The sequence below is a fragment of the Salinicola avicenniae genome (assembly GCF_023736115.1).
GTDB classification, from domain to species: domain Bacteria; phylum Pseudomonadota; class Gammaproteobacteria; order Pseudomonadales; family Halomonadaceae; genus Salinicola; species Salinicola avicenniae.
In genome coordinates this window covers 665,905-689,326 of the sequence record NZ_JAKQZC010000001.1, presented here as the reverse complement: position 1 = coordinate 689,326, position 23,422 = coordinate 665,905, and the positions used below count along the sequence as shown (strand labels likewise).

Annotated in this window: 16 protein-coding genes and 1 CRISPR repeat array; of the genes, 6 read left to right on the top strand and 10 right to left on the bottom strand. The window is 62.2% G+C overall.

Annotation, left to right across the window (positions count from 1 at the left end; genetic code table 11):
- Nucleotides 1-37 precede the first annotated feature (37 nt).
- Nucleotides 38-652 (bottom strand): nucleotidyltransferase family protein, encoded by a 615-nt coding sequence (locus MC381_RS03130; protein ID WP_251976260.1) that lies wholly within the window; start codon nucleotides 650-652, stop codon nucleotides 38-40.
- Between the two features lie 261 nt (nucleotides 653-913).
- On the opposite strand from MC381_RS03130, the gene typA reads away from it, so the two are divergent.
- The 5 genes from typA (at nucleotide 914) to MC381_RS03105 (ending at nucleotide 7,076) form a co-directional block, all read left to right on the top strand.
- The gene (gene typA, locus MC381_RS03125; RefSeq protein WP_251976259.1) at nucleotides 914-2,764 is read left to right on the top strand and encodes a translational GTPase TypA; all 1,851 of its coding nucleotides are present in this window, start codon (nucleotides 914-916) and stop codon (nucleotides 2,762-2,764) included.
- Between the two features lie 290 nt (nucleotides 2,765-3,054).
- Complete coding sequence (locus MC381_RS03120) at nucleotides 3,055-3,825, top strand: ABC transporter ATP-binding protein (RefSeq protein ID WP_251976258.1); 771 nt, start codon at nucleotides 3,055-3,057, stop codon at nucleotides 3,823-3,825.
- Between the two features lie 123 nt (nucleotides 3,826-3,948).
- Entirely contained in the window at nucleotides 3,949-4,653 is a 705-nt protein-coding gene (locus MC381_RS03115) for an ABC transporter ATP-binding protein (RefSeq protein ID WP_251976257.1), read from the top strand.
- 90 nt (nucleotides 4,654-4,743) lie between these two features.
- A complete protein-coding gene (locus tag MC381_RS03110; RefSeq protein ID WP_251976256.1) occupies nucleotides 4,744-5,742 on the top strand; it encodes a branched-chain amino acid ABC transporter permease in 999 nt (332 codons plus the stop codon).
- Nucleotides 5,742-7,076, top strand: a complete 1,335-nt coding sequence (locus tag MC381_RS03105; protein WP_374708148.1) for a branched-chain amino acid ABC transporter permease — start codon at nucleotides 5,742-5,744, stop codon at nucleotides 7,074-7,076. Before MC381_RS03110 ends, MC381_RS03105 begins: the two co-directional genes overlap by 1 nt.
- A 115-nt stretch (nucleotides 7,077-7,191) precedes the next feature.
- Here MC381_RS03105 and MC381_RS03100 read toward each other — a convergent pair whose 3' ends face one another.
- Nucleotides 7,192-8,394 (bottom strand): ABC transporter substrate-binding protein, encoded by a 1,203-nt coding sequence (locus MC381_RS03100; RefSeq protein ID WP_251976255.1) that lies wholly within the window; start codon nucleotides 8,392-8,394, stop codon nucleotides 7,192-7,194.
- Between the two features lie 284 nt (nucleotides 8,395-8,678).
- Here MC381_RS03100 and MC381_RS03095 point away from each other — a divergent pair, with 284 nt between their 5' ends.
- A complete protein-coding gene (locus MC381_RS03095; RefSeq protein WP_251976254.1) occupies nucleotides 8,679-8,981 on the top strand; it encodes a hypothetical protein in 303 nt (100 codons plus the stop codon).
- 19 nt (nucleotides 8,982-9,000) lie between these two features.
- Here MC381_RS03095 and MC381_RS03090 read toward each other — a convergent pair whose 3' ends face one another.
- The 8 genes from MC381_RS03090 to cas1f form a co-directional block, all read right to left on the bottom strand.
- Nucleotides 9,001-10,686, bottom strand: coding sequence for an HD domain-containing phosphohydrolase (locus MC381_RS03090; protein ID WP_251976253.1), 1,686 nt, complete (start codon nucleotides 10,684-10,686; stop codon nucleotides 9,001-9,003).
- A gap of 254 nt (nucleotides 10,687-10,940) precedes the next feature.
- Nucleotides 10,941-11,315: a hypothetical protein gene (locus MC381_RS03085; RefSeq protein ID WP_251976252.1), complete on the bottom strand. Its 375-nt coding sequence runs from the start codon at nucleotides 11,313-11,315 to the stop codon at nucleotides 10,941-10,943.
- A 193-nt stretch (nucleotides 11,316-11,508) separates the two neighbouring features.
- Nucleotides 11,509-14,355: a CRISPR direct-repeat array (repeat unit 28 nt; unit sequence TTTCTGAGCTGCCTGGGCGGCAGCGCAC).
- Nucleotides 14,356-14,484: 129 nt separating this feature from the next.
- The gene (gene cas6f / locus MC381_RS03080; RefSeq protein ID WP_251976251.1) at nucleotides 14,485-15,054 is read right to left on the bottom strand and encodes a type I-F CRISPR-associated endoribonuclease Cas6/Csy4; all 570 of its coding nucleotides are present in this window, start codon (nucleotides 15,052-15,054) and stop codon (nucleotides 14,485-14,487) included.
- A gap of 3 nt (nucleotides 15,055-15,057) precedes the next feature.
- Nucleotides 15,058-16,092: a type I-F CRISPR-associated protein Csy3 gene (gene csy3 / locus MC381_RS03075; protein WP_251976250.1), complete on the bottom strand. Its 1,035-nt coding sequence runs from the start codon at nucleotides 16,090-16,092 to the stop codon at nucleotides 15,058-15,060.
- A gap of 17 nt (nucleotides 16,093-16,109) precedes the next feature.
- Nucleotides 16,110-17,102 (bottom strand): type I-F CRISPR-associated protein Csy2, encoded by a 993-nt coding sequence (gene csy2, locus MC381_RS03070; protein WP_251976249.1) that lies wholly within the window; start codon nucleotides 17,100-17,102, stop codon nucleotides 16,110-16,112.
- Complete coding sequence (csy1, locus tag MC381_RS03065) at nucleotides 17,099-18,454, bottom strand: type I-F CRISPR-associated protein Csy1 (protein WP_251976248.1); 1,356 nt, start codon at nucleotides 18,452-18,454, stop codon at nucleotides 17,099-17,101. The genes csy2 and csy1 overlap by 4 nt, the downstream gene beginning before the upstream one ends.
- Nucleotides 18,455-18,924: 470 nt before the next feature.
- Nucleotides 18,925-22,263, bottom strand: coding sequence for a type I-F CRISPR-associated helicase Cas3f (cas3f, locus tag MC381_RS03060; protein ID WP_251976247.1), 3,339 nt, complete (start codon nucleotides 22,261-22,263; stop codon nucleotides 18,925-18,927).
- Nucleotides 22,260-23,240, bottom strand: a complete 981-nt coding sequence (gene cas1f, locus MC381_RS03055) for a type I-F CRISPR-associated endonuclease Cas1f (protein ID WP_251976246.1) — start codon at nucleotides 23,238-23,240, stop codon at nucleotides 22,260-22,262. The genes cas3f and cas1f overlap by 4 nt, the downstream gene beginning before the upstream one ends.
- Nucleotides 23,241-23,422: the final 182 nt, after the last annotated feature.

Below are 23,422 nucleotides of genomic sequence, written 5' to 3'. Positions count from 1 at the left end.
TCACGTAAAATCCGTACCTCGTGAGATCCGCCCCCGCTCAGCGCGTCTCCGTAGCGCCTCCGCCGAACGAGCCCGCATCGCCGGCCCGTCCGTCCTCGATCACCAGGCGCGGCCAGCGCTGCCGCCAGCCCTTTTGCGCGACGCGGCGGCGAAACACGGCGGGATCGCCATGGCGAGGGTTGTGCGAGACACGGCCGGCGAGCAGCGAATCGATACCCAGCGGCGCGATCAGCGTCAGTCGGTCATCACCCTCGAGCCGCACGCCAACGGCGGTCTCGCACTCGACCCAGCGGAGAAGCGCTTCGGCCAGCGAGGCGTAGGGCAGGTGACCATGACGCCGATGCATGCGCGCCTGATTCTTCACCGACCAGGGCAACCCCGTCTCCGCCCGCAGGCGCGCTGTCAGTATCCGATCCCGCTCGGCATGCGAACGCTCCGGATCGAAATAGACCAGATCGAGATCGTTCAGCGGGGTCGAAAACGCCGGTCCATGCAACCAATCCCAGACCCGGTTGCGGACAAAGCCCGCCGCCAGGCACCAGTCGGTCAGCCCGAGCTCGCGCGCCCGCTCGAGCGCCGTCAGGCGAAAGCGATCCTCGCGCAGCCAGCCGAGCAGGCGCATGGCATCGCCCCATGCCGCGTTCGTTGCCATCGTCTCGCCTCCCTGCCGTCGTCTCCCTGCCATCTTCTGCACCGCCATGAGCTGCCAGCGTTACCCCCACCGCACCCAGGAATCGGCCGCATGCCGCGGCAGGTGTGGCCGTCGTCGACGAAAGTAGCCAGTGTCGCGCCCTTGCCTGTACAATGCGCGCCCAACCTTCCTACCCGTGCCCAGGGGACTCGTCGATCCGCATTGTCAGCGGGTCATCGATACAGAACATGGGCGCCTACATTTTACGATGGATAACGCCCCATGAGTGACAACGTCGCCGACGCTCGCATCGAGAGCATCAGAAACATTGCTATTATTGCCCACGTCGACCACGGCAAGACCACACTGGTCGACAAGCTCCTGAGCCAATCCGGCACCCTGGACCGCAAGGCCGAAGGTCAGGAGCGGATCATGGACTCCAACGACCAGGAAAAAGAGCGCGGCATCACCATCCTGGCGAAGAACACCGCGATCCGCTGGAACGATGGCAACGGCCGCGACTACCACATCAACATCGTCGACACCCCAGGACACGCCGACTTCGGTGGCGAGGTCGAGCGCGTCATGTCGATGGTCGACTCCGTGCTGCTGCTGGTCGACGCCGTCGACGGCCCGATGCCGCAGACCCGCTTCGTGACCCAGAAGGCGTTCGCCCAGGGCCTGAAGCCGATCGTCGTGGTCAACAAGATCGACCGTCCCGGCGCGCGCCCTGACTGGGTCATCGATCAGATCTTCGACCTGTTCGACAACCTCGGCGCGACCGACGAGCAGCTCGACTTCCCGATCATCTACTGCTCGGCGCTCAACGGCATCGCCGGCATGGAGCCGGATCAGCTGACCGACGACATGACGCCCATGTTCCAGTCGATCGTCGACATCGTCGAGCCGCCGAAGGTCGAAATCGACGGCCCGTTCCAGATGCAGATCTCGGCGCTCGACTACAACAGCTACGTCGGCGTCATCGGCCTCGGCCGCATCAAGCGCGGCAGCGTCAAGCCGAGCCAGCAGATCAGCGTCATCACCAAGGAAGGCAACGTCCGCAAGGGCAAGGTCGGCCAGGTCATGACCCATCTGGGGCTCGACCGCGTGCAGACCGATCTGGCGACCGCCGGCGACATCGTCTGCATTACCGGTATCGAAGATCTGGCGATCTCCGACACGCTCTGCGAGCAGAGCGCGGTCGAGGCACTGCCGGCGCTGTCGGTGGACGAGCCGACCGTCTCGATGACCTTCCAGGTCAACGACTCGCCGTTCGCCGGCAAGGAAGGCAAGTATGTCACCAGCCGTAACATCAAGGATCGTCTCGACCAGGAGCTGATCCACAACGTGGCACTGCGCGTCGAGCAGGGCGAATCCGCCGAGAAGTTCAAGGTTTCCGGCCGCGGCGAGCTGCACCTGTCGGTGCTGATCGAATCGATGCGTCGTGAAGGTTTCGAGCTGGCCGTGGGCCGCCCGGAAGTCATCATCCGCGAGATCGATGGTGTCAAGCAGGAGCCGTACGAAGAGGTCATCATCGACTGCGAAGAGCAGCATCAGGGCGCGGTGATGGAAGAGCTCGGCTACCGCAAGGGCGAGCTCTCCAACATGAACCCGGACGGCAAGGGGCGCGTGCGTCTGGACTTCATCATCCCGGCTCGCGGTCTGATCGGCTTCCGCGGTCAGTTCCTGACGCTGACGTCGGGCACCGGCATTCTGACCAGCCGTTTCGATCATTACGGCCCGCTCAAGCCCGACGCCGCCATCAAGCGCCGCAATGGCGTGTTGGTGTCGATGGTTCCCGGCAAGGCGCTCGCTTACGCGCTCTACGCCCTGCAGGATCGCGGCAAGCTGATCATCGAGCACGGCACCGAGGTCTATGAAGGCATGCTGATCGGCATCAACAACCGTGCCGATGACATGGTGGTCAACCCGACCAAGGGCAAGAAGCTCGACAACATGCGCTCCACGGGCAACGACGAGAACATCGTGCTGACGCCGCCGGTCCGCTTCACGCTGGAACAGGCGATCGAGTTCCTCGATGACGACGAACTCGTCGAGGTGACACCGTCGCACATCCGCCTGCGCAAGAAGCACCTCACCGAGAACGAGCGCAAGCGCGCCAAGAAGAGCTGATCGCCCGCCGATCCGTTGCCACGACACCCGCCAATCGGCGGGTGTCGTCGTTTCAGGCAGGACTGTTCAGTAGAGCTACGCAAAAAGGGCTAGGTAAGAGAGGGCTACGCCAAAAGGCTGTTCAGAAAGACCGGTCAGAAGACTATTCGAAACGCGGGACTATTCAGACGTTCAGACCCCTGTACAATCGGCAACATTGTCCACGCCGCTGCCACCGCGGAACCCGCGATCACGATAGCGTCGGCAACGACAGCACGATAACAACAGCAACAACGCCTCGGAGAGACGCGATGAGCCCCATCATCGATGTCCGTCATATCAGAAAATCCTTCGGCGGCCTGACGGTCATCGATGACTGTTCCCTTCAGGTCGCGCAAGGCTCGATCACCGGCATGATCGGCCCCAACGGCGCCGGCAAGTCGACCCTGTTCAATATCATCGCCGGCAGCCTGATGCCCGACAGCGGCGAAGTCCTGCTCGACGGCAAGCCGATCACCGACCTGCCCGCCAACCGGCGCTTCCACCAGGGGCTGCTGCGCACCTTTCAAATCGCGCACGAGTTCAGCCATTTGACCGCGCTGGAAAACCTGATGATGGTGCCGCCCGCGCAAGAGGGCGAGAACCTCTTCAGCACCTGGTTCAAGCCAGGCGAGGTCCGCCGCCAGGAGGCGGAGACCCGCCGCCGTGCCCTCGAGGTGCTCGACTTCATCGGTCTCGCCCACGTCCGCAACGAACTGGCCGGCAACCTCTCCGGCGGCCAGAAGAAGCTGCTGGAGCTCGGCCGCACCATGATGACCGACGCGCGCGTGGTGCTGCTCGACGAGATCGCCGCCGGGGTCAACCGCACCCTGCTCGGCGACTTGATCGGCAATATCGAGCGCCTGAATCGCGAACTGGACTACACCTTCCTGGTGATCGAGCACGACATGGACATGATCGCGCGGCTCTGCGATCCGGTGATCGTGCTTGCTCAAGGCCAGGTGATGATGCAGGGCTCGATCGAGGAGATCCAGAACACTCCGGCCGTGATCGAGGCCTATTTCGGCGCTGAAACCGCCTAGCGGTTTGCCTTGGGGGGAAACCGAGGGTCACCGTGGCGGTTTCGTTGCCCCGGACAAACGGTAAGCCCCTACGCGATGACATCCGCGGCAACCACCGGCCAAACAACAACGAAAGAGCGACGCATGCCACTACTCGAAGCGATCGACGTTCATGGCGGCTATGGCGGCATGAACATTCTCAACGGCGTCGACATGGCGATCGAAGCCGAAGAGATCGGCGTCATCGTCGGCCCCAACGGCGCCGGCAAATCGACCATGCTCAAGGCGATCTTCGGCCTGCTGAGCGTCACCGACGGCGACATTCGCCTGCGCGGCGAGCCAATCGCCAACCTCTCGCCGCACAAGCTGGTGGAACGGGGCATGGGCTTCGTCCCCCAGGAGAAGAACATCTTCCCCAGCCTGTCGGTCGAGGAGAACCTCGAGATGGGCGCCTTTCTCAAGCCGGCCAGCGCCTCGCGCCTCAAGCAGCAGATCTACGAATTCTTCCCGCCGCTGAAGGAGAAGCGTCGCCAGCCCGCCGGCGAGCTTTCCGGCGGCCAGCGCCAGATGGTCGCCATGGGGCGCGCGTTGATGAACGAGCCCAGCGTGCTGCTGCTCGACGAGCCCACTGCCGGACTCTCACCACGCTATATGAACGAGATCTTCGAACGCGTGAAGGCGATTGCCGCGACCGGCGTTGGCGTGCTGATGGTCGAGCAGAACGCCAAGCAGGCGCTGCGCATCGCGCACAAGGGTTTCGTGCTGGCCGCCGGGCAAAACCGTTTTACCGACAGCGGCGAGGCGCTGCTGAACGATCCACAGGTGGCCAGGAGTTTCCTCGGCGGTTGAGGCCGACCTTCACGCTGGCGCAGCCGGCATGAATTCGATTTCCAGGGTTTTCTGATCCCAGAAAGTCTTTCTGATCCAAGAGATGTCGCCGTGAATGAGCTGATCTACTTCTTCAACTATGTCGTGGTTGCCGGCAGCGTCACCGGCTGCATCTATGCCATGGGCGCGGTCGGCGTAACGCTGATCTACAGCATTCTGCGCTTCGCCCACTTCGCCCATGCCGACATGATGACGCTGGGCGCCTTCGTCGTGCTGCTGCTGACCATGCTCTTCCCGCATGCGGGGGATGCCCTCGGCCTGCCGACCGCGATCGTCATGCTGCCGATCGGCATGGTGTTCACCTCGCTGGTCGCGGTGGGCATCGACCGGGCGTTCTACCAACCGCTGAGAACGCACAAGGTCAAGCCGATCGTGATGGTCATCGCCTCGCTCGGCGTCACGCTGATGCTGCAGGGTCTGATTCGCCTGTTCGCCGGCACCGGTGCGCAGAGCCTTTATGTGGATGCGCGCAAGGAGATCTTCCGCCTCGAGGTGCCGGGCATTACCCGACCGATCATTCTGACCGAGCCGCAGGTCATCCTGTTCGTCGTCACGATCGCCGCCGTGGTCGGCCTGCATCTCTTTCTGACCCGGTCGCGTCTCGGCAAGGCCATGCGCGCGATGTCAGACAACCCGGATCTGGCTCGCGCTTCCGGCATCAATACCCGGCTGATCATCACGCTGACCTGGGTCATCGCCGGGTCGCTCGCGACCCTAGCCGGCACGCTGCTGTCGCTGGATGTCGCCTTCAAGCCGGACCTGAGTTTCTTCCTGCTGCTGCCGATCTTCGCCGCGGCGATCGTCGGTGGCGTCGGTCATCCGTTCGGCGCCATCGCCGGCGGCTTCCTGGTCGGCTTTGCCGAGACGCTAGCGGTCTTCAACTGGTCAGTGCTGCTGCGCCCGATCCGTGACAGCCTGCCGGACTGGCTGGCGTTGCCCGCGAATCTCGCGCTGGTCGGCACCGAGTACAAGATCGTGGTGCCCTTCTTCATCCTGATCGCGGTGCTGATCTGGCGCCCGACCGGCATTTTCAAAGGGAAGGTGATCTGATGACGATGTCTACTTCGCCCAACCGCGACGACGCCTCGCAGCACCGCCGCCAGGCGCCCGCCCCCACCCCACCGACGCGCCCGATCCGCGAGCTGGTACTGTTCGGCGGTCTCGCCGCGATCGTGCTCGGCGTCTTCGCGATGATGGGGCCGGCCTACGCCACGCGCATGCTGGTGGAAGCCGCCTGCTACGCCATTCTCGCGCTCGGGCTGACCATTCAGTGGGGCTACGCCGGCCAGTTCAACGCCGGCATCATGGGCTTTGTCGCGCTCGGCGGCTTCTCGGCAACCTTCTTCAGTATCCCGGTCAATCATGACTTCTGGGCCAGCGACCTGCCGTGGCGGCTGGGTGGCGTTCTGCTGGCGATCGTCGCCGCGATCGCGCTGGTCTGGGCGGTCTGTCGCGTCGACCGTCTCGGCGTGCCGAAGCTGTTGCGCACGCTGCTCGCCGTCGTCGTGGGGCTTGTCGCCTACCTGGTCGTGGTCAGCTGGCTGCGCGAGGTTACCGGCGATATCCAGTCGCAGGTCGACTTCGTCGGCGGACTGGGGCTGCCCGTGTGGCTCGGGTGGATCGTCGGCGGCGCCCTGGCCGGCGGCGTCGGCTACCTCATCGGCCATATCTGCCTGGGGCTGCGCAGCGACTACCTGGTCATCGCCACGCTGGGGATCGCCGAGATCATCAAGGCGTTTCTCAAGAATTCGGACTGGCTGACCCGCGGCACCGCCACCATCTCGCCACTGCCTTGGCCAGTGCCAGATCCCGGCGCCGTCGGCTTCGTCACCGCTCGTGCGCTCTATCTGTCGGTGACCGTGATCATGATCGCGGTGATCTTCTTTCTGCTCCACCGCGCCTATCATGCGCCCTGGGGGCGAATGATCCGTGCCATCCGCGACAACGAGGTCTCCGCTGCGGCGATGGGCAAGTCGATCAACCGCCGCCGCCAGGAGATCTTCGTCTTCGGCTGCATCTTGATGGGGCTAGGCGGCGCGGCCCTGACCAGCTTCACCGGCATTTTCGACCCGCAGGGCTACCTGCCGCTCAATCACACCTTTCTCGTGCTGGTCATGGTGATTCTGGGCGGCCCCGGCAACAACCTGGGCACGCTGTTCGGGGCGGTGCTGGTTTACGTGATCTGGATCATGTCCGGCCCGCTGGCGCTGGCGGTCATGCACGGCGTGACTGCCCTCGGCGCACACTGGTTCGATTGGCAGCCCGGCAACCTCGACAGCCGGGCGCTGCAGGCGCGCGTCTTCGTCATTGGCCTGCTGATCCTGCTGGTGCTGCGCTTCGCGCCGGGCGGGCTGATCCCGGAGAAGGTCAAGCATCACGATTGAGAGCGGCCGCGCCGCCCGAAAACGCAGAACCCCGAGCCTGAGCTCGGGGTTCTGCATTTATTGCTTCCGGTTACGCCCCGGGCCTGCTGCATCCCGGAGTCATAGTACCGTGGGACTATTCGCCAACCGGTCCCTTCGTCACGAAGGCACCGTCCTCGACCGCCATTTCAACCACGATGCCCGGCACGTCGCCGTTGTCATCGAAGTCCTGACTGCCGGAAGCGCCTTCATAGTCGATCTCCTGACCCTCGGCGAGCAGCTGCTTGGCCTTTTCCCATTCGCCGGGCAGGATCGTCTCGCCGGGTGCCGACGCGACATCGCGCAGCGCCGCCGAGAGCCCTTCGCGATCGGCGCTACCATTCTTCTCGATCGCCAGCGCCAGCAGGAAGGCGGCATCGTAGGACTGCGCCGCGAAGACCGCGCTCGGATCGATACCAGCGGACTCGGCCAGCTCGGTGAAGAGCGCGGTTCCCGGCGTATCCGGGGAGCCCGGCCGCGTCGCGATCATGCCTTCGAGCACATCGGCACCGATCGCCTCGACCAGCGAATTGCCGACCATGCCATCGCCTCCGGCGAACTGCATGAAGGCGCCGCTCTCGTAGGCCTGGCGCAGAATCGTCTGCCCCGAGGTATCGGCGTAGGCGAGCACGACCAGCGTCTGCGAGCCACCGGCAGAGAGCTGACCGATCTCGGAACGATAGTCGGCGCGGTTGTCTTCATGGGCCAGGTTGGCCGTGACCGTGCCGCCCTCGGCCTCGAAGGTGTCGGTGAAGGCGCTGTCGAGCCCCTGACCGTAGTCATTGTTGACGTAGGTCACCGCGACATCCTCGATTCCCTTGGAGAGCAGCAGCTTGGCCAGTTGCTCGCCCTGGAAGGCATCCGACGGCACGGTGCGGAAGACCAGATCGTTGTCGTCGAGATCCGTGACCGCCGGCGCGGTAGAGGCCGGCGAGACCATCACCACGCCACCGGGAATGGCCGCATTGTTGGCGGCGGCAATGGTCGCCCCGGTACACAGCGCCCCCACGATTGCCGTGACCTGCTCGCTGTTGACCAGCCGATCGGCGGCGTTGGAAGCCGCGGCCGCATCGGAGCAGGTGGTATCGCCGGACGGCATGACCAATTCTTCGCCGTCGAGCAGCCCACCCTGCTCGTTGATCTCCTGCATCGCCAGCTTGGCGCCGTCGAAGATCGGTGGCGTCAGACTCTCGATGCCACCGGTGAAGCCCCCCAGAAAACCGACCTTGACCTCAGCCTGCGCGGCGCTGGCGCACGCCGCACTCGCGGCGATCGCGAGTGCCAATACTGTCTTCTTCATCGCTGTTGTCGCTCTTGGTTGATGATGAGTGGTTGATGATGAGTGGTTGATGATGAGTGGTTGATGATGAATGGCTGGTAATGGATTGTTGATTGTGAATGGCGGATTACGAATCGTGGTTGGCCAATACTGCCTCGTTAACTCTGCTGCTTGCCCGGTCAAAAGACAAGCCTGTCTGTAACGCTTCGTGATCGCATGCCGCGCGCCGGGAGCGGCGGCGTTTGCGGCGATTCCACGCTACGCTGTAGACGCCAGATTCATCAAAAGCAGCGAAGGAGGACGCCATGCACAAGCATATCGAATGGGACAGCCCCGGCAGCGACAGCGTCGATGCCCATTTTGCCAAGGACGAGCAGCATCGCGTCACACCGCAACCCGGCATGATCCTGACAGGCCATTACCACGGTGCGACCGTGCGTGTGCAGGTCGAGGCCTACAAGGAAGGAACCAGCATCGGCAAGGTGGCCGCGCTGATCGGAGATGACGGCAAGCGCCACGACAACTTCGGCGACCTCTCGCTGGGGGACATGGTGCGTCTGCCCGACGACAAGCGCGCCTTCCAGGCGCCGGAAGACGACGAGGATTGATGCGTTTGACGGGCGGCGCCTAGAACGGCGTCAGCCCGTAGGCTTCCGGCCGCACCAGCCCATCCGGCTTGCCTAGTTCATGAAAGTCGATTTTCGAGACGATATCGTCGAGCGCGGAATACTTGCCGGCGATATTCATCACCACGCGTACCTGCGATGGCTGACCGCTTTCGTCGAGCTGCATGGTCCAAGCCAGAAAGCCGCGCGAAAAACGCACCAGGCTACCGATGGGATAGAAGCCGTGGCGCTGGATATAGCGCGTAACCCAGGACTTGTCGAAGCATCCCGGCGCACCATAGAGACAACGATAGGCCTCCACCGCCGTCTGCGGCGGACGGTCGCCGCGCGAGCGGGTCATGGCATCGATCACGTCGACCACGGCCGCGACACGTGACAGCGGCGACATCGACTCCGCCGTCAGTCCTCGCGGGTACCCGCTGCCGTCGAGGCGTTCGTTGATGGTATCGATCACTAACTGGGTCGCCGGGCGACCACGCCAGCCCACTTCCCGCAGCCGAGTATTGAGCACATCGACGTGGCCGCGCAGCTCCAGCTTCTGTGTCTCGCTCATTTCGCCGACCAGCGACGGCAACGAACGTCCCAGCAACATCGCCTTGCCCATATCGTGCAGCAGCGCGCCGACCACCGCGTCCCGAACCATGCCATGCATCGCCTCATCCACGGCCAGCAGGTCCGCCAGCCGCCCCGCCACACCGATCGAATGTTGCACCCAGGCCGGCTCATCACCGAGACAGTGCAACGCATAGAGAAAGTTCTGGCGATGCTGCCCGTGCAGCTCGAGCATGCGATCCGCGCACAGGTTCAGCATTGCCGTCGGCAACGGTCGACGCTGCTGCAGCTTCAGGAGCGTCAGGTGAAGCTGTCGCGCCACGTCCTTGAGCACCTTGACCATCGGCGAGCTCTGCGGCTGGCGTGACTGCCGTTTCAGCGCCGACGAGCGAACGCCCCGGTCGGAGCGATAGAGCGGTGAGGGCCAGGCCATCTGCCCTGCTTCGCGCGTTCGATACCCCAGTTCCTGCTCGGTCTCGTTGACGGCATGCACCAGCCGCTCTGCCTGCTCCGCGCTCAGTTCGCCAAAGGCCACGCCCATGGCCACCCGATGCGATCGCCCCGCTGGCGTCACATGACGAATCTCGCCACGCAGCGACAACGCGCTGCCATTGGGAAAGAGGATTTCCAGCGCAGGAATCTCGTTACCCGGCAGGCAAGGCGCACTCTGGTTCAACGGAAATTCGACCCGACAACCGCAGGCGGAGAGATCGCACAGCCGCCCCTGAACCGCCGGCTGTCCCGGCAAGAGCGTCATCGAAACCCGCGCGTTCATGCCCTTGACCAGGGTAAAGCGCGCGTTGCGACGCTTGGAGCGCGTCTGCAGCGACTGCGGCAGCCGACAGAGCATGGCCACGCGGTCACCATCGCGGGTCACCTCGATCACCTCGCTCTCACCAAAGCGCAGCGTTTCCGCCACCCCTTCAGCATGCAGCGCCACACTGGCGCCCTGCAGCCGGTCGATATCCAGTGACTGCGCATCCAGCGCGCGCAGGCGCACGCGCCGGGACTCACGCTCGACGACTCCCGGCATGACCGGGAAATGCGTTGCCTCGCCATCGACGCGCAGCGACAGCGTATAGACGTCATCTTCCAGCGACTCGATAACGGTCGCGATATGCGCAGTATCGGTCACAGTGACCGGTTCCCCGAGAGGAGCTTCAACTTCCATGGCGGCGTCGAGAGCGTTCCTGGCGTCGTTGCCTAAACATACTGTCGTTATCGACCGATGGCACCAGAGGTTGAGTCCTCTAGATATTGGCGCATGGCGTTGGACGGCAGTGCGCCGACCCAAAACAAAAAACCCCGATCGACAGACCGGGGAAGTTGGAGGTGACTCAGGCAGATCCTGCCAAGGTGGGCGCGCGCGTCGCGTCGCGTGAAACGCGATCAGCGGGTGCTGGCAAACGACATCTCGACATGACCGGCGACCGGGCCTGCGCCACCGTTAACGCGCTCGAGCGCCTTCGCCGCGGCGTCACTCTGACCGCCGCCAACCAGCGCAGGGCTGCCGCCATCGATATTTGTCGCGCGCTGCGTCACGGCATTGACGAAACTCAGCGACGCCCCTTCGGCAGTACTGTGACCACCACCCACCGTATCGAAACGATACGTGCTCGGCAGCAGCTGATATTCCGTCGTGACCTGTGTGTTCAACGCCTCGTGCTGACGCGCGAAAGCCTTCTCCGTCATGGCACTGTTGGCCTGAGCCATGGTGGGTAGTACTGCAATCATGGCAACAGCTGCAAGAAGACGAGTTTTCATCGGAACCTCCCATATCATCGTTAGGGGGTTGGCCCCCTGGCTCAACCGTTGACGATATGATGGGGGTTATTTTATTAGCTCACTAATTGATGGTTCCGAAGAAAAATATCGCGGCTATTGATAGAGCACCAGTAACAATCTCTACCTATGCGCTCTTACCCTAGCCCTCCTTGCTAACGCTCGAGCACAGGCGTTTCCAAGCTGCCTGGGCGGCAGCGCACGCGTTTTTCATTCCCAAGCCTTTCGAGGTTGGTTTCTGAGCTGCCTGAGCGGCAGCGCACAACGACGAGCTCAACGATGCGACGTCGCTCAATTTCTGAGCTGCCTGGGCGGCAGCGCACTTCCTTCGTAGAGTCTAGCCGCGTATTCAACATTTCTGAGCTGCCTGGGCGGCAGCGCACGGGCTGGCGATGTTGAAAGCCGCCACGGAGAGTTTCTGAGCTGCCTGGGCGGCAGCGCACTCCGACCCTTATGCGCTCATGTCGTATTTTCATTTCTGAGCTGCCTGGGCGGCAGCGCACCACTGGCGATTCGACCGGCCCGGTCGCGGTGTTTTCTGAGCTGCCTGGGCGGCAGCGCACGACGCCAAGCTCGCGGCATTCCGCTCCGAGCATTTCTGAGCTGCCTGGGCGGCAGCGCACATCACCTTGTTGATGGTGTTCTCGCTCAGCGTTTTCTGAGCTGCCTGGGCGGCAGCGCACCATATCCCTTGGCGATCTGATACTCCCAGTTTTCTGAGCTGCCTGGGCGGCAGCGCACCGTGGTCATGTTCATGGTACCGGGGTTTTGGATTTCTGAGCTGCCTGGGCGGCAGCGCACCTGGAGCTTGTCCGGGTCGGCCGATATCTGCGTTTCTGAGCTGTCTGGGCGGCAGCGCACACGACCTCGAAGCCGGCGCGACGGTCTATCAGTTTCTGAGCTGCCTGGGCGGCAGCGCACACGACCTCGAAGCCGGCGCGACGGTCTATCAGTTTCTGAGCTGCCTGGGCGGCAGCGCACGACATCATGCGACACGCTATCCGGTCGGAGGATTTCTGAGCTGCCTGGGCGGCAACGCACGTCCCCGAGTACTTCCCCGACGGAATCTGACATTTCTGAGCTACCTGGGCGGCAGCGCACGTGTTGTCTTCGGTCTTGGCGACGGTGGTCTCTTTCTGAGCTGCCTGGGCGGCAGCGCACGCAGCCAGATCACCATCAGTGAGCTCGCCGTCTTTCTGAGCTGCCTGGGCGGCAGCGCACAAGCCGTTGATCCAGAAATATTCGTCGAGGTATTTCTGAGCTGCCTGGGCGGCAGCGCACGTGGCAGACAAGGACCAGGCCGCGCAGATCAATTTCTGAGCTGCCTGGGCGGCAGCGCACCGGCTCTCCTGCAGTTCGCGGCAGCGAGCCGATTTCTGAGCTGCCTGGGCGGCAGCGCACCAGGATGAAATCGAGTTTGTTGATGCGGAGGTTTTCTGAGCTGCCTGGGCGGCAGCGCACTGGCCGGAATCGGTAGCCGAGGTGCTGCGGGATTTCTGAGCTGCCTGGGCGGCAGCGCACCGCTTCGTTCATCTCAATGCGAATGCCGTTATTTTCTGAGCTGCCTGGGCGGCAGCGCACAATCGATGACTTGCTGGACGCGTGGGCGCTGTTTTCTGAGCTGCCTGGGCGGCAGCGCACATCTTTTGTCAGCTCCTCGGCCATGGCGCGCTTTTCTGAGCTGCCTGGGCGGCAGCGCACCGTCCATTTCGCATCGTTCATGCCATCGGGACTTTCTGAGCTGCCTGGGCGGCAGCGCACGTGTCAAGGGTCACATTGCGTGACAACGCATTTTTCTGAGCTGCCTGGGCGGCAGCGCACATCCGTCGCCGCGATATTCAGCGCCTTGCGCATTTCTGAGCTGCCTGGGCGGCAGCGCACACTTGCAAAAGGCACTCGACGCGATCGGTGATTTTCTGAGCTGCCTGGGCGGCAGCGCACGGCGTGTCGGTGACGGCCAGGCCGACCAGATATTTCTGAGCTGCCTGGGCGGCAGCGCACTCATCGTGCCACCTCTCGTCGGTTCTCCGGCGTTTCTGAGCTGCCTGGGCGGCAGCGCACACGGGCGGCTTTTTCATGCCCGGAGGCACCATTTTCTGAGCTGCCTGGGCGGCAGCGCACGCCTTACCAGCAACTCCAGCGCGCGACCGAGTTTTCTGAGCTGCCTGGGCGGCAGCGCACTTCGCGCATGTGCTGTGCGAGGCGGAGGCCCTTTTCTGAGCTGCCTGGGCGGCAGCGCACCTCTCCGCCTCGCGCGAGGCGACGCGAGTCTATTTCTGAGCTGCCTGGGCGGCAGCGCACCAGCGGGTAGCGCGGGTCACGCAACTGGCGAATTTCTGAGCTGCCTGGGCGGCAGCGCACTCCAATATCAGTCTAAACGGCAACTGGCGAGATTTCTGAGCTGCCTGGGCGGCAGCGCACCGATCAAACGCCGAGGGTGGCGAGAGATCCAGTTTCTGAGCTGCCTGGGCGGCAGCGCACCAGCCGGTCAAGCCATGGAGCCTGATTCGCCATTTCTGAGCTGCCTGGGCGGCAGCGCACTTTGCAGTCGACGCCCGATGTCCTGCCAGACAGTTTCTGAGCTGCCTGGGCGGCAGCGCACCTGGTCGTGCATGTCGGCGTCGGCCGTGAGCCTTTCTGAGCTGCCTGGGCGGCAGCGCACTATTCGGGCTCTGGTGGCCCGGTGATCTCGCCTTTCTGAGCTGCCTGGGCGGCAGCGCACGTCGACGAAGAGAGCGTAGCGCTTCACGTTGATTTCTGAGCTGCCTGGGCGGCAGCGCACGATGTTCGCTTACATATGCAAGACATACGTAATTTCTGAGCTGCCTGGGCGGCAGCGCACAAGGTGGCACTGCTGGACATGGACCCGTCATTTTTCTGAGCTGCCTGGGCGGCAGCGCACTGCCGACTGGTGTTGATCCGTGAGCGGAACCATTTCTGAGCTGCCTGGGCGGCAGCGCACGCTGTGGTGGGTGCAGTCCGGTGAGGCGTGCATTTCTGAGCTGCCTGGGCGGCAGCGCACTAGCGCTATTTCACGTTAACCATCTGATTGTTAAAGAGCAACGGCTATACAAAGCGACGCCCCCTAAATTCAGGAGGCGTCGCTAAGTTACTGATTTATAGTCTTCACGAGATATCTCTCAAAAAAGGGTCAAAACCAGGGGATCGTTGCGTCCTTACTGAGACCGTAGTGATTGAACTGGCCGGACGATGGCTCCGGCTGTGGTTGGCCATGCTCGATAAACAGGGCAAAGCGCTCGCTGCTGGACCGACTGGCCATCTGAACGAATGGCAGTTCGATACGTCGTTGCGCGACGTCCCGATAGAGTGCCTGCGCGTCGTCTGGCGTCATGTCGTGGCGCTTCGCGTAACGCTTGGCACGACTTGGACTGCCCGTGTTGAACTGCCGGCGTCGAACGTTGCGATGTTGTGATTCAACTGGAACAGTGCTGATCTCGGCACACTCGACGAGTTCATTGATTCCTTTTAGCCAGGGCCTCGTCATCAGCAGGTCCAGTCGAGTTCGTTTTCCATGGATCCGTAGTCGATCTCCCGGCGTACGCGCTCGCACGCCAGTCTTGTGCTCAGGAAAACTCACGCCAATATCGTTCGCGTCCAGATCAAATAGCGCTCGATGTAGCTTGCCGTAGAGCGCACCCATCAGCATGGCGGGCGGAAAGTCCGGATCCGGCCGCAGCCGAATGTCGATGTAATGATCCATGGCTTACCCCGCATCGCCGAAGACACCGCCACGAATCAGCGTCGCCATCACGAAGTGCTGGTCCTCTACTGCGGGCGCCTGATCCTTGAGCAGCCAGTTGTCGAGCAGGTTGTAGAAATCCTTTTTCTGTTTCGGCTGCCGGTAAGCACTGCCCTGCGTCGTCACGGAACCGTAGGGTTCGACTGCGATCGGGCCAAGATCGCTACCGTCTTCCGGCTGTGGGTACCAGGTATCGATGGTGCGCAGCGCATTACCGAGCTTCTGCGAGTGAATGGCGGCATGCTTGGCATCGCCGATGCTGTAGAGCGTCTTGCTCTTGTCGCCACGGGAACGATCGAGAATCAGCTCCTGAGACGGGAAGACCTCTTGGCCTGCCCCGACTCGGGCGAAAGCGACGACATCCAGTAGCAGGTAGCGCTCTCCAGACAGCGCCTGATCGATGCAGCCCCCCAATGCTTTCGTATCGGCATCACCGTCGAAGCGGCGCGTGGACTGCCCGAGTGCATCAAACGTCCACTGCTGTGCCTTCTGGCCCTCCTGAATTTGGCTAACGACGACTTCGACCATCTCGGCGCCAATGCGGTTACGCCATAGGAATCGCCCGTTGGCGAGATTGCAGGCGTAGCGATGGGCAAGCTCACCAAAGCCGTGCTCACCGACATAGCCGGTCACCGTCTGTTTGAGCTTCTGCTGATACGCGGCGTTATTGCAGGCCGAGGGCGTGCCAGCGCCGGCCAGTACACGTAGCGTGAAGTGCACCGCCAGCGTATCGGCATCATGAGGGAGCGTCGCAACATCGACCGTTTGCAGGTTGGGGTTCTCGATAGCGGCATCGAGCTTGGCCGGATCCTGATCCTTGGCCTTCAAACGATTGGAGATCGTGCCGCGTACGGATTTTTCCCGAACCGTGATCGCGGGCCACTGCTCATATTGGCTGCGATCATCCCAGCGGCCCGCGCTGAACAGGGCATCAGAAGGATCGAGTTTGCGCTCGAAGGCGAGGACGGAAGCGGTTTTCAAAGCATCATTCTTGGCCATGGTGTTCTCCTTGATGATCAGTCGTTTTCTGAATGGGTCAGGGCATAGTCGTTGGTGAGGCGATAGACGCCACGTTCGAGGTCGTTTTCCACGAACCAGAGCAGCGCGTCGTGGGTTCGCAGGCGATGGGGACTGACCCATTCGCCGATCGAGTAGAGGCTTTCGACGAAATGGAACGCCACCGCCGGGTCGCGAGCGTTGGCGACTTCACCGGGCGCAAACAGCTCGGAGATGGCGCCATAGCCGACCGGAATGGGCACCAGCCAGCCGGGATAGGGGCGGCGGATCTCCCACTTTGCTACCTCCTTCGCCTGGCCCTCCTTGTCCTGCTGCGTCTCGATCCGGCACTCGTGATTGAGCCGACAGAGATCGAGCCAGGCATCGAGCGCGGTCGCGCTGTCATCCTCGACCTTGAGCGTTGCAGTGTGCTCGTTCAGATAGTCATCGCGCAGTACCAGCGCGAATCCGGGCAGTAGCCGGCGCTTGAGACGGCGCCACTGTTTGCCGCGCCTATCTTCGTCATCATCGAAGCTGATCAGCTCAGGGCGCTGGCGCGTCGCGTCACTCAGGGGCGGCATGACGCTGCCCCCGGCGACGCGCATGCCCTGCACCTGCTCGAAAAGCCGATGGGCGATGTCACGGCGGCGCTCGGCGCTGCCCAGATCGTCACCGTTGGACTCGATGCCGATCAGCAGCGTGACATCCAGATGTGCGCGGCCCTCTTCGACAATGGCCGCCGTGCTGCCGGTCTTGTCCACCGGGTTGCGGGTGAGATGGAAGGCGCGGGTAAAACCGCCCTCGGTAACTTGCGGCTCGATGTGATGGCACACCACGCCGACACCGTTAAAGACGATTCGGATATCGTCAGGCAGGTTACGCTCCAGCGCCTGAACGGCCCCCATGAAGGCGCTCATGGCGGGAAAGCCCCAGGTCATGGAACTCGAGATGGTATTGGCGTTCTGGATGCGCAGCCGCGGCAGTACGAGAAGGTGCGGTGTGGAAACGATCATGCCGCCTCTCCTTCGTCATCGTCGTCACGCAGCGCGTCCTGCAGGTCATCGAGCTGGCGGCGGAAGCTTTCCATCACGGTCTCAACCCGACTGGCCCAGAAATCATGTTCCGGGTCGCCAAGACTTACCGTCACTCGACGATCAATAGCGTGGCGTAGCCACCGGGCAACGCGCTGTGCGATCTCTTCCTGCCATTGCGACTGTCGACGCGCGCTATCGAAATCGGCGTCTAGCGAAGCACGTCCCGGGTCGAGCCAGTACTGCTCTGCCAAAACCAGACGACAGTCAGCGTTGGCCGACCAACCGGCCGGCAGCCGGTGTAGTTCGAAGGTAAACAGCAACAGCTCATCTGTCAGAGATGCTGTCAGGTCATCGTGAAGATCTCGATCCTGCATCGTTTTGCGGGGCTTTTTCCCCTGTTGTAGTCGCCTCTCGTCCTCCTTGATGTTGTGTCTCATCCAGCTCACAAGATCGTTAACCAACTGCCGCACCGGCGCTCGCCTTCCAAAACGAGGTAAAACCGACTCGGTTCGCAGGGGTGCTGTGACCTCGCGCGACTGCCAGTGGGGGGGCAGCGAGGCGAGCAGGTAGTTCTGGCCGCCGCGCTCGCTATTGAGCTGGGAGATATTCTGGGGCTTGGTGCCGCCGAACTTTTGAACGGCGAGATTGAGGTAGTCGGCGTAGCCGCCTTCAAAAACCGTATTGTCTCGCCGCGCCTTGCGGCCGGCTTTGGCGTGCTCGCCGAAACGAGCTTCGCTCAATCGCGCGTGAAACGGATGCGCCAAAGCCGTGGCATAAAGCGGTGCCAGCAGTCGGTAGTTCGCGTCATTGCCAGGTTCATCACCGACCAGCCAGTAAAGCTGCTTGCCACGGGCGTGAGAACTCGGCGCGCCTTTGGGTTCGACAATATTGGCAAAGGCTTGTACCCAGGTTTCCGCCTCGGTGCGATTATCGCTAAGCCCTTCGACCAGGGCGCCATCACCTTCCAGCGCCAGCTCCAGCAGAGAGCGCCCTTTCCATTGCAATTTTAATAGCTTATAGACGTCTAAGGCAGCTGCGTTACCGACGACGTCGCCTTCAAAATCCGGAGACAGGCAGTGGCTACCGACCAGCTCGTCACGTTCGAGCTGACCCGGCTCGACGTAGAGGTTGGTGCCCTTGGCGTCGGGGTGAATCGCCTTGAGCGAATGGGTGACGACCTGAAGCTGACTGACGCGTCGCGCGGCGTCAGCCAGCCAGGTCTGCGACTCGAACTGTTGCTGCAGCTTGAGATAAGCGGGATCGTCCGGCGCGAGCTTTTCCGTCTTGGTCTGATAACGGTGGTAAATGAATTGATCGATCAGCGCGCGCATAGACGCTGGCGGAGGAGATTCCGACATGGGCGATCTGCCATTAGTTGGGGGATTTTTTGAAGACATGGCATAATTAACCCCGAAGCATTGCTGCCTCGGGGCTTGGATATGGACGGACGCTAGCCCGTCACAGGGTTATTATCTTGCGGTGGTAGCTAGCCACGTTGCGTATCCTCCTGCCCTCACTTGCCCAGAAAGCTTGGGGCCGACCTCATCAAGTCAGCATTGATTCACTTTGACGTGGGGCACTGCCATGCCCCACATCTCTAATCCTACAGTCCTCAGCCACTGAAAAACAACCATTACAGCGTGACCATCAGAGGTTAAGGAGAATAAAAGATGTCTAGAGACATTGTAGGTACAATCAACCACCTGTCGCAAGACAGCTCAGAAAATTACCGCGTGCCTATCAGCGGTTTATTTCTGCTGCCGCATAGGCAGCAGCAGCCGGCCTTATAGGGCCGGCTGCTTCATTTCCGCCTAACAAACCCCAGCGCGGGATGAAAGTGCCACCCCTGCGGCGCGCGGTCCCGTTTGAGTCGAATCCCTCCAAAGTGCCTCGCGCAGCGCTCAAGCGTCATGTCCATCACTTCGGCCTGCTCGTTCAGCGCGGCGATGTAGTCCGGCTCGTTCCAGGGTGTGATGCGCGAGTTCGCCAGCGTTTCGTCGGCCAGACGATCCAGCTCGGATTCCACCGGCGTGAGTGTCTCCTCACGGCCTTCCTGATCTACTCGGTAGAAGCCGTAATCCTCATCAAATTCATCCGGGTAGAGCACGAATTCGGCCTCCGGCTCGTTGTCTTCACGAAACGGCTGCTGCTGGCTGGCGATGCCACTGAGTGACATCGCCGTGGGGCGATAGAAGAGATACGTGCCCAGATGGAGTGTTTTTCTGCGCCGAGCACGCCGCTGCCGCGGCAGCTCGGCACCTTCCACCATCAGCATTTTGAGCCGGGCGTGTTCGAGGTCGACCAGCTTGCCGGTCGGCTCGGGAACCTCTATCGGCAACAGGCATGGGCGCGAGTCGATGGCGTCGATCTCTTCATCGCGCAGCAGGTGGGTTAGATCATGCTTGGTTAGCGGCCAGTCGTCGTTTTCGAAGCCTGGGCGGCGAAAAGCGGGCCGCTCACCTTTTAGCCGCTGCACGTTGGTCTCCAGCAGGGCGATATTGGGCGCGGTAACGGGATCTTGGCGGTGGCGCCGTACGCGCCCGGCGAGCTGAATTATGGAGCGCATCGAGGAGGGTTCGACCACGGCCCAGTCGTAGCAATGATCCCTGCCGGTCTCTGTTACAGGAGATCCCAGGACGATAAATAGATGGTTCTCGTCTTCATCACTGAGCCGGGCGCGAACATCGGCCAGTTCGAACACCGCGTTCGGCTCGCGGCGGTCCAGCACTTGATCCAACCGGTTTTCCAGCCGTGAGCGCAGCAGCAGCGGAAACTGGGAGTGATAGACGCAGAGATGAATCCGCGTGCCTTCGGGAATTTCCGAGCGATAGATCGCCTGCGCCACGGCGACCAGCGGCTCGATGTTGGCCATCCGCACCAGCCCGAAGCTGATGCGTTTGCCGCTGAACGGGTCGATCGAGTGGTGCTGCGCGTGCAGCGCAAGCGCCTGTGTCAGCACGGTCTGCGCTACCGCCTTGTGAACCGCATCCGGATGTTTGGAAGGCGCCGACACCGGCACGCGGATACCGCGGCGCCGGGGTTCCAGGGCGGCGAGCCGATCCGCGCGCTTTTGGGCGAAGGCATTGTGAGCGGCGTCGAACGATTCACCGTCCGCGCAGCCCTGATGTGCGCAGCCGTTCTCATCGAACCACGCACAAACGGGCTCGACCGGTGCGCCTGGCGTTCCTCGATGTCGCTGGTACTCGGCGCGCCCTTCTCGATAAGCATCGTAAAGTCCGCGCACCAGCGCCGGCGGCAGCGTTGCCGACGAGAGCAGTACCCGTGAGCCGAGAAGGCCTGTCCAGTAGACCAGTCGCGTCAGGGCGGGAAGATCCTTGATGTCGAAGTCGTCCGGCTCATCGAGCACCAGATCTGCGCTCATCAACCGCAACATCGGGGCGATCTGCCCACCACCGCGCAGACTCTCGGTCGCCGGCACCAGGTGATCGATGGTACAGACCAGCACCGGCGCGGCGATCAGCGCACGCGCATGCGGATCGCTCACGGCTTTGCCGAGCGCCAGGTGATTGTCGATGTCTCCCTCGAAGACGACGTGAGCCTGCTCATCCAGCAGGCCCGCACGGGACTCCGACCCACCGCTGTCCTGGCCTTGCTGATGTTCGAATAGCGCCCGGCTGGCACTGCCACCCACACGAATCGCCAGTTCGTCGCTGCCAAGCCCCAGTCGTTCGCGATAGGCCTGGCCGGTCTGCAGGGTCAGCGTGCGCAGCCCCAGCGCGATCGAGAAGCGCGCGCCGGTCTCCGGATTCGCCAGTCCATAAAGGATTCGGCCATTGGCGATTGTCTTGCCGCAACCGGTCGACGCCATGTTGATGCCGAAGAAGCCCCGTTCGTGACTTTTATCGCGCAGCCCGACCGCAAGGTCGTAGGCCTTGTCCTGCCAGCGAAAGCGAGAGAGCTTGCTACGCGCCTTGAAGCCTTTATGGCGAGCGATGCGCGGCAGTGCCGTAGTCAGATCCGGCAAGTGATGTGTGATCTCGCCAGTCGCGCGCACCACACCAAGCAGGTGCTCGATCAACGGCTGCGAAAGTCTGCGCTTGCCGCTCTCAAAGACGGTATTGGCATAGAGATGAATCTTGCCATCGTTTGCCGTCCAATCGCCCTGCAGCCGGCCTTCAGTCGCAAGGCTCGAATAGTGGTGGTCAGCGAGCATCAGCGAGAGTCGCGCGAGATGCATGACGTAGGGCGACTCGAGCGGTGGCGCGGCTAGGCGTAACTCTTCCAACTGGCGAGCCAGTCGTGCCGCGCGCGCGCGCCAGGCTTCATTCTCGATCGGCAATCCTCGGGAGAAGCGCCAGTACGGCCAGTCTTCGTCTTCGCTGGCGGGCTGTACGATCTCGTTCCATTTGGCGGTGATCGCACCGGGGAGTGTCGGCACGTTATCCGCGTTGAGAGTGGCGCGAGCGCCGACCCATTTCTGAGTGCCATCTTCATACTCGGCAGGGTTCGCGGGTAGACGGTGATGGCTGACGATCAGCCAGCCGACAGCGGCGGCCAGTGGCGGCAGATGTAGAAACGGTGCGTCTTCCTCCCCTAGCGAATCCAGACCATCGCGCTTGAGTCGACCAAGCCACCGGGCATCATTTCCCTCGCCGAGCTGCTGAAGTCTCGCCAGCCAGCCTGCATCGTTGTCATCATCGACGAATGCCTCCAGCAATCGCAGCGACACCCATTCATGGCGAAAGCGATTACGCCCTTCCAGCTTGCCGGCTAGCCGAAGCTGGAAGGCGTCACTGGCTTTGCCAAGATCGTGAAATAGCGCCGCCAGCGAGGCGAGCAGATGGATCAGCCGCAGCGAGTGCCAGTCGTTTTCGTCCTCGGCGCGCAACACGTTGCGACGTGTGGTGTTGGTCGGCGTGGCACCCCGCACATTGAACTGCGAGGCATCGCCGACGATCCACAGAAGCTCACTGTGGTCGTGGCCGCGAATCCAGTGGCAAGCAACCGCACTGTTCTTGCGCGCCTTCTGACGCAGCAGCTTGCGGAGCGTATCCAGCCCGCTCTTCGTGATAGCCGTCTGCCAGGTGCGCTCTCCACGGCGCTCAGCGAACTGATCGAGAATTCGCCGCGTCTCCTTCAGGGCATTCTTGTGGCACTGGGAGACAAGCAGCACATTCATGACGTTGCCTCATGACCAAGGCGTTCGGCCACGCGCTTCAAGGTATCGATCATGGTGTCGAGCGCCTCGACACGGCTGAGTCGCTCGATGCAGGCCTGGCGAAATTCCTGCTCTTCATCACCACGACTGGCCGAGATGAAGGCCTGTGGCAGAATCACGGCGTCCTTGATCAGATCGGCGACATCGAACACCAGACCGCCTCGACGCGTCTTGCCATGCAATACCGCCAGGCCGTGTGGCAAACCGAGCACCCAGGTCGCGGTGGCACCAAGGCCGTAAGCCAGATAGTTGCCATGATCGAGAAATCGATTGGCAGGGTCCGCGCCGCTGCCGCGTTTGGCCCGAGTAAAATCGCCGTAGTCGGTTGCGCGGCTCGCCAGCTTGAAGAGCTGCTTGGTCAGCCGCGCTTCTTCCGTCAGTAGCGCCGTGGTATCGGGTGCCAGCGCAATGGAATCTCGACTACGCGCCAGCAGGGCGGCCAATTCACCGTCATTGGGCGAGAAGCCGCTATCACGCTGGTAACGAGAGTCCAGCCAGAGCTTTTCGACCTGTTTGGCGCGCTCGATCTGGAAGAGACGGGCGGCCTCCAGTCGAAGCGAGTCGTCGAACCAGAACTTTACCCAGTACTGCAAGTATTCGGTCGGGCGGTATTCGCTCTGGGGGTTGAACCAGGCGACCTCGACATCGATCTCGTTCGCGGAGAACAACGGTGTCCCGCCCCCACCGCAGAAGCCGACGAGCACACCGGCCTTGGCCAGCTCACGCATCGCCGCCTGAGTGACCGAGGTGCCGGTACCCAGCAACAGTGAGGTGGTGTTGGCAATCGGGATGTTCCAGTATTTTGATCGCTTGCCCTCATCGGTGACGTACTCGACTCGACCACCATTGACCAGCACGCGGCAGTGCTGGAGGTAATAGAGGTTCGCCCGCTTAGAGTGCAGAATCGTCTTGAGATCGGTACTGGAAAGGTCATCCATGTAGACTGGCTGCTTTAGTTATATCCGTTACTGTTCGTAACGCACTTACGCTGGCGCAGCAAGCCAACTGACAATGACTGTCGCAGATCTCCTACAAAAATCCGGCAATGCATTCGGGTGCGCCCAATCTCAGCGTCAGCTCTTCCCACCTCTTTTGTTATATTATAACCTTACCCACCGAT

Bases quoted from the DNA above. Each gene is read 5' to 3' on its own strand.
- csy2 (WP_251976249.1), bottom strand. From the start codon at position 17,102: ATGATCGTTTCCACACCGCACCTTCTCGTACTGCCGCGGCTGCGCATC.
- cas3f (WP_251976247.1), bottom strand. From the start codon at position 22,263: ATGAATGTGCTGCTTGTCTCCCAGTGCCACAAGAATGCCCTGAAGGAG.
- cas1f (WP_251976246.1), bottom strand. From the start codon at position 23,240: ATGGATGACCTTTCCAGTACCGATCTCAAGACGATTCTGCACTCTAAG.
- csy3 (WP_251976250.1), bottom strand. From the start codon at position 16,092: ATGGCCAAGAATGATGCTTTGAAAACCGCTTCCGTCCTCGCCTTCGAG.
- MC381_RS03120 (WP_251976258.1), top strand. From the start codon at position 3,055: ATGAGCCCCATCATCGATGTCCGTCATATCAGAAAATCCTTCGGCGGC.
- MC381_RS03095 (WP_251976254.1), top strand. From the start codon at position 8,679: ATGCACAAGCATATCGAATGGGACAGCCCCGGCAGCGACAGCGTCGAT.
- MC381_RS03130 (WP_251976260.1), bottom strand. From the start codon at position 652: ATGGCAACGAACGCGGCATGGGGCGATGCCATGCGCCTGCTCGGCTGG.
- MC381_RS03105 (WP_374708148.1), top strand. From the start codon at position 5,742: ATGACGATGTCTACTTCGCCCAACCGCGACGACGCCTCGCAGCACCGC.
- MC381_RS03085 (WP_251976252.1), bottom strand. From the start codon at position 11,315: ATGAAAACTCGTCTTCTTGCAGCTGTTGCCATGATTGCAGTACTACCC.
- csy1 (WP_251976248.1), bottom strand. From the start codon at position 18,454: ATGCGCGCGCTGATCGATCAATTCATTTACCACCGTTATCAGACCAAG.
- cas6f (WP_251976251.1), bottom strand. From the start codon at position 15,054: ATGGATCATTACATCGACATTCGGCTGCGGCCGGATCCGGACTTTCCG.
- MC381_RS03100 (WP_251976255.1), bottom strand. From the start codon at position 8,394: ATGAAGAAGACAGTATTGGCACTCGCGATCGCCGCGAGTGCGGCGTGC.
- MC381_RS03115 (WP_251976257.1), top strand. From the start codon at position 3,949: ATGCCACTACTCGAAGCGATCGACGTTCATGGCGGCTATGGCGGCATG.
- typA (WP_251976259.1), top strand. From the start codon at position 914: ATGAGTGACAACGTCGCCGACGCTCGCATCGAGAGCATCAGAAACATT.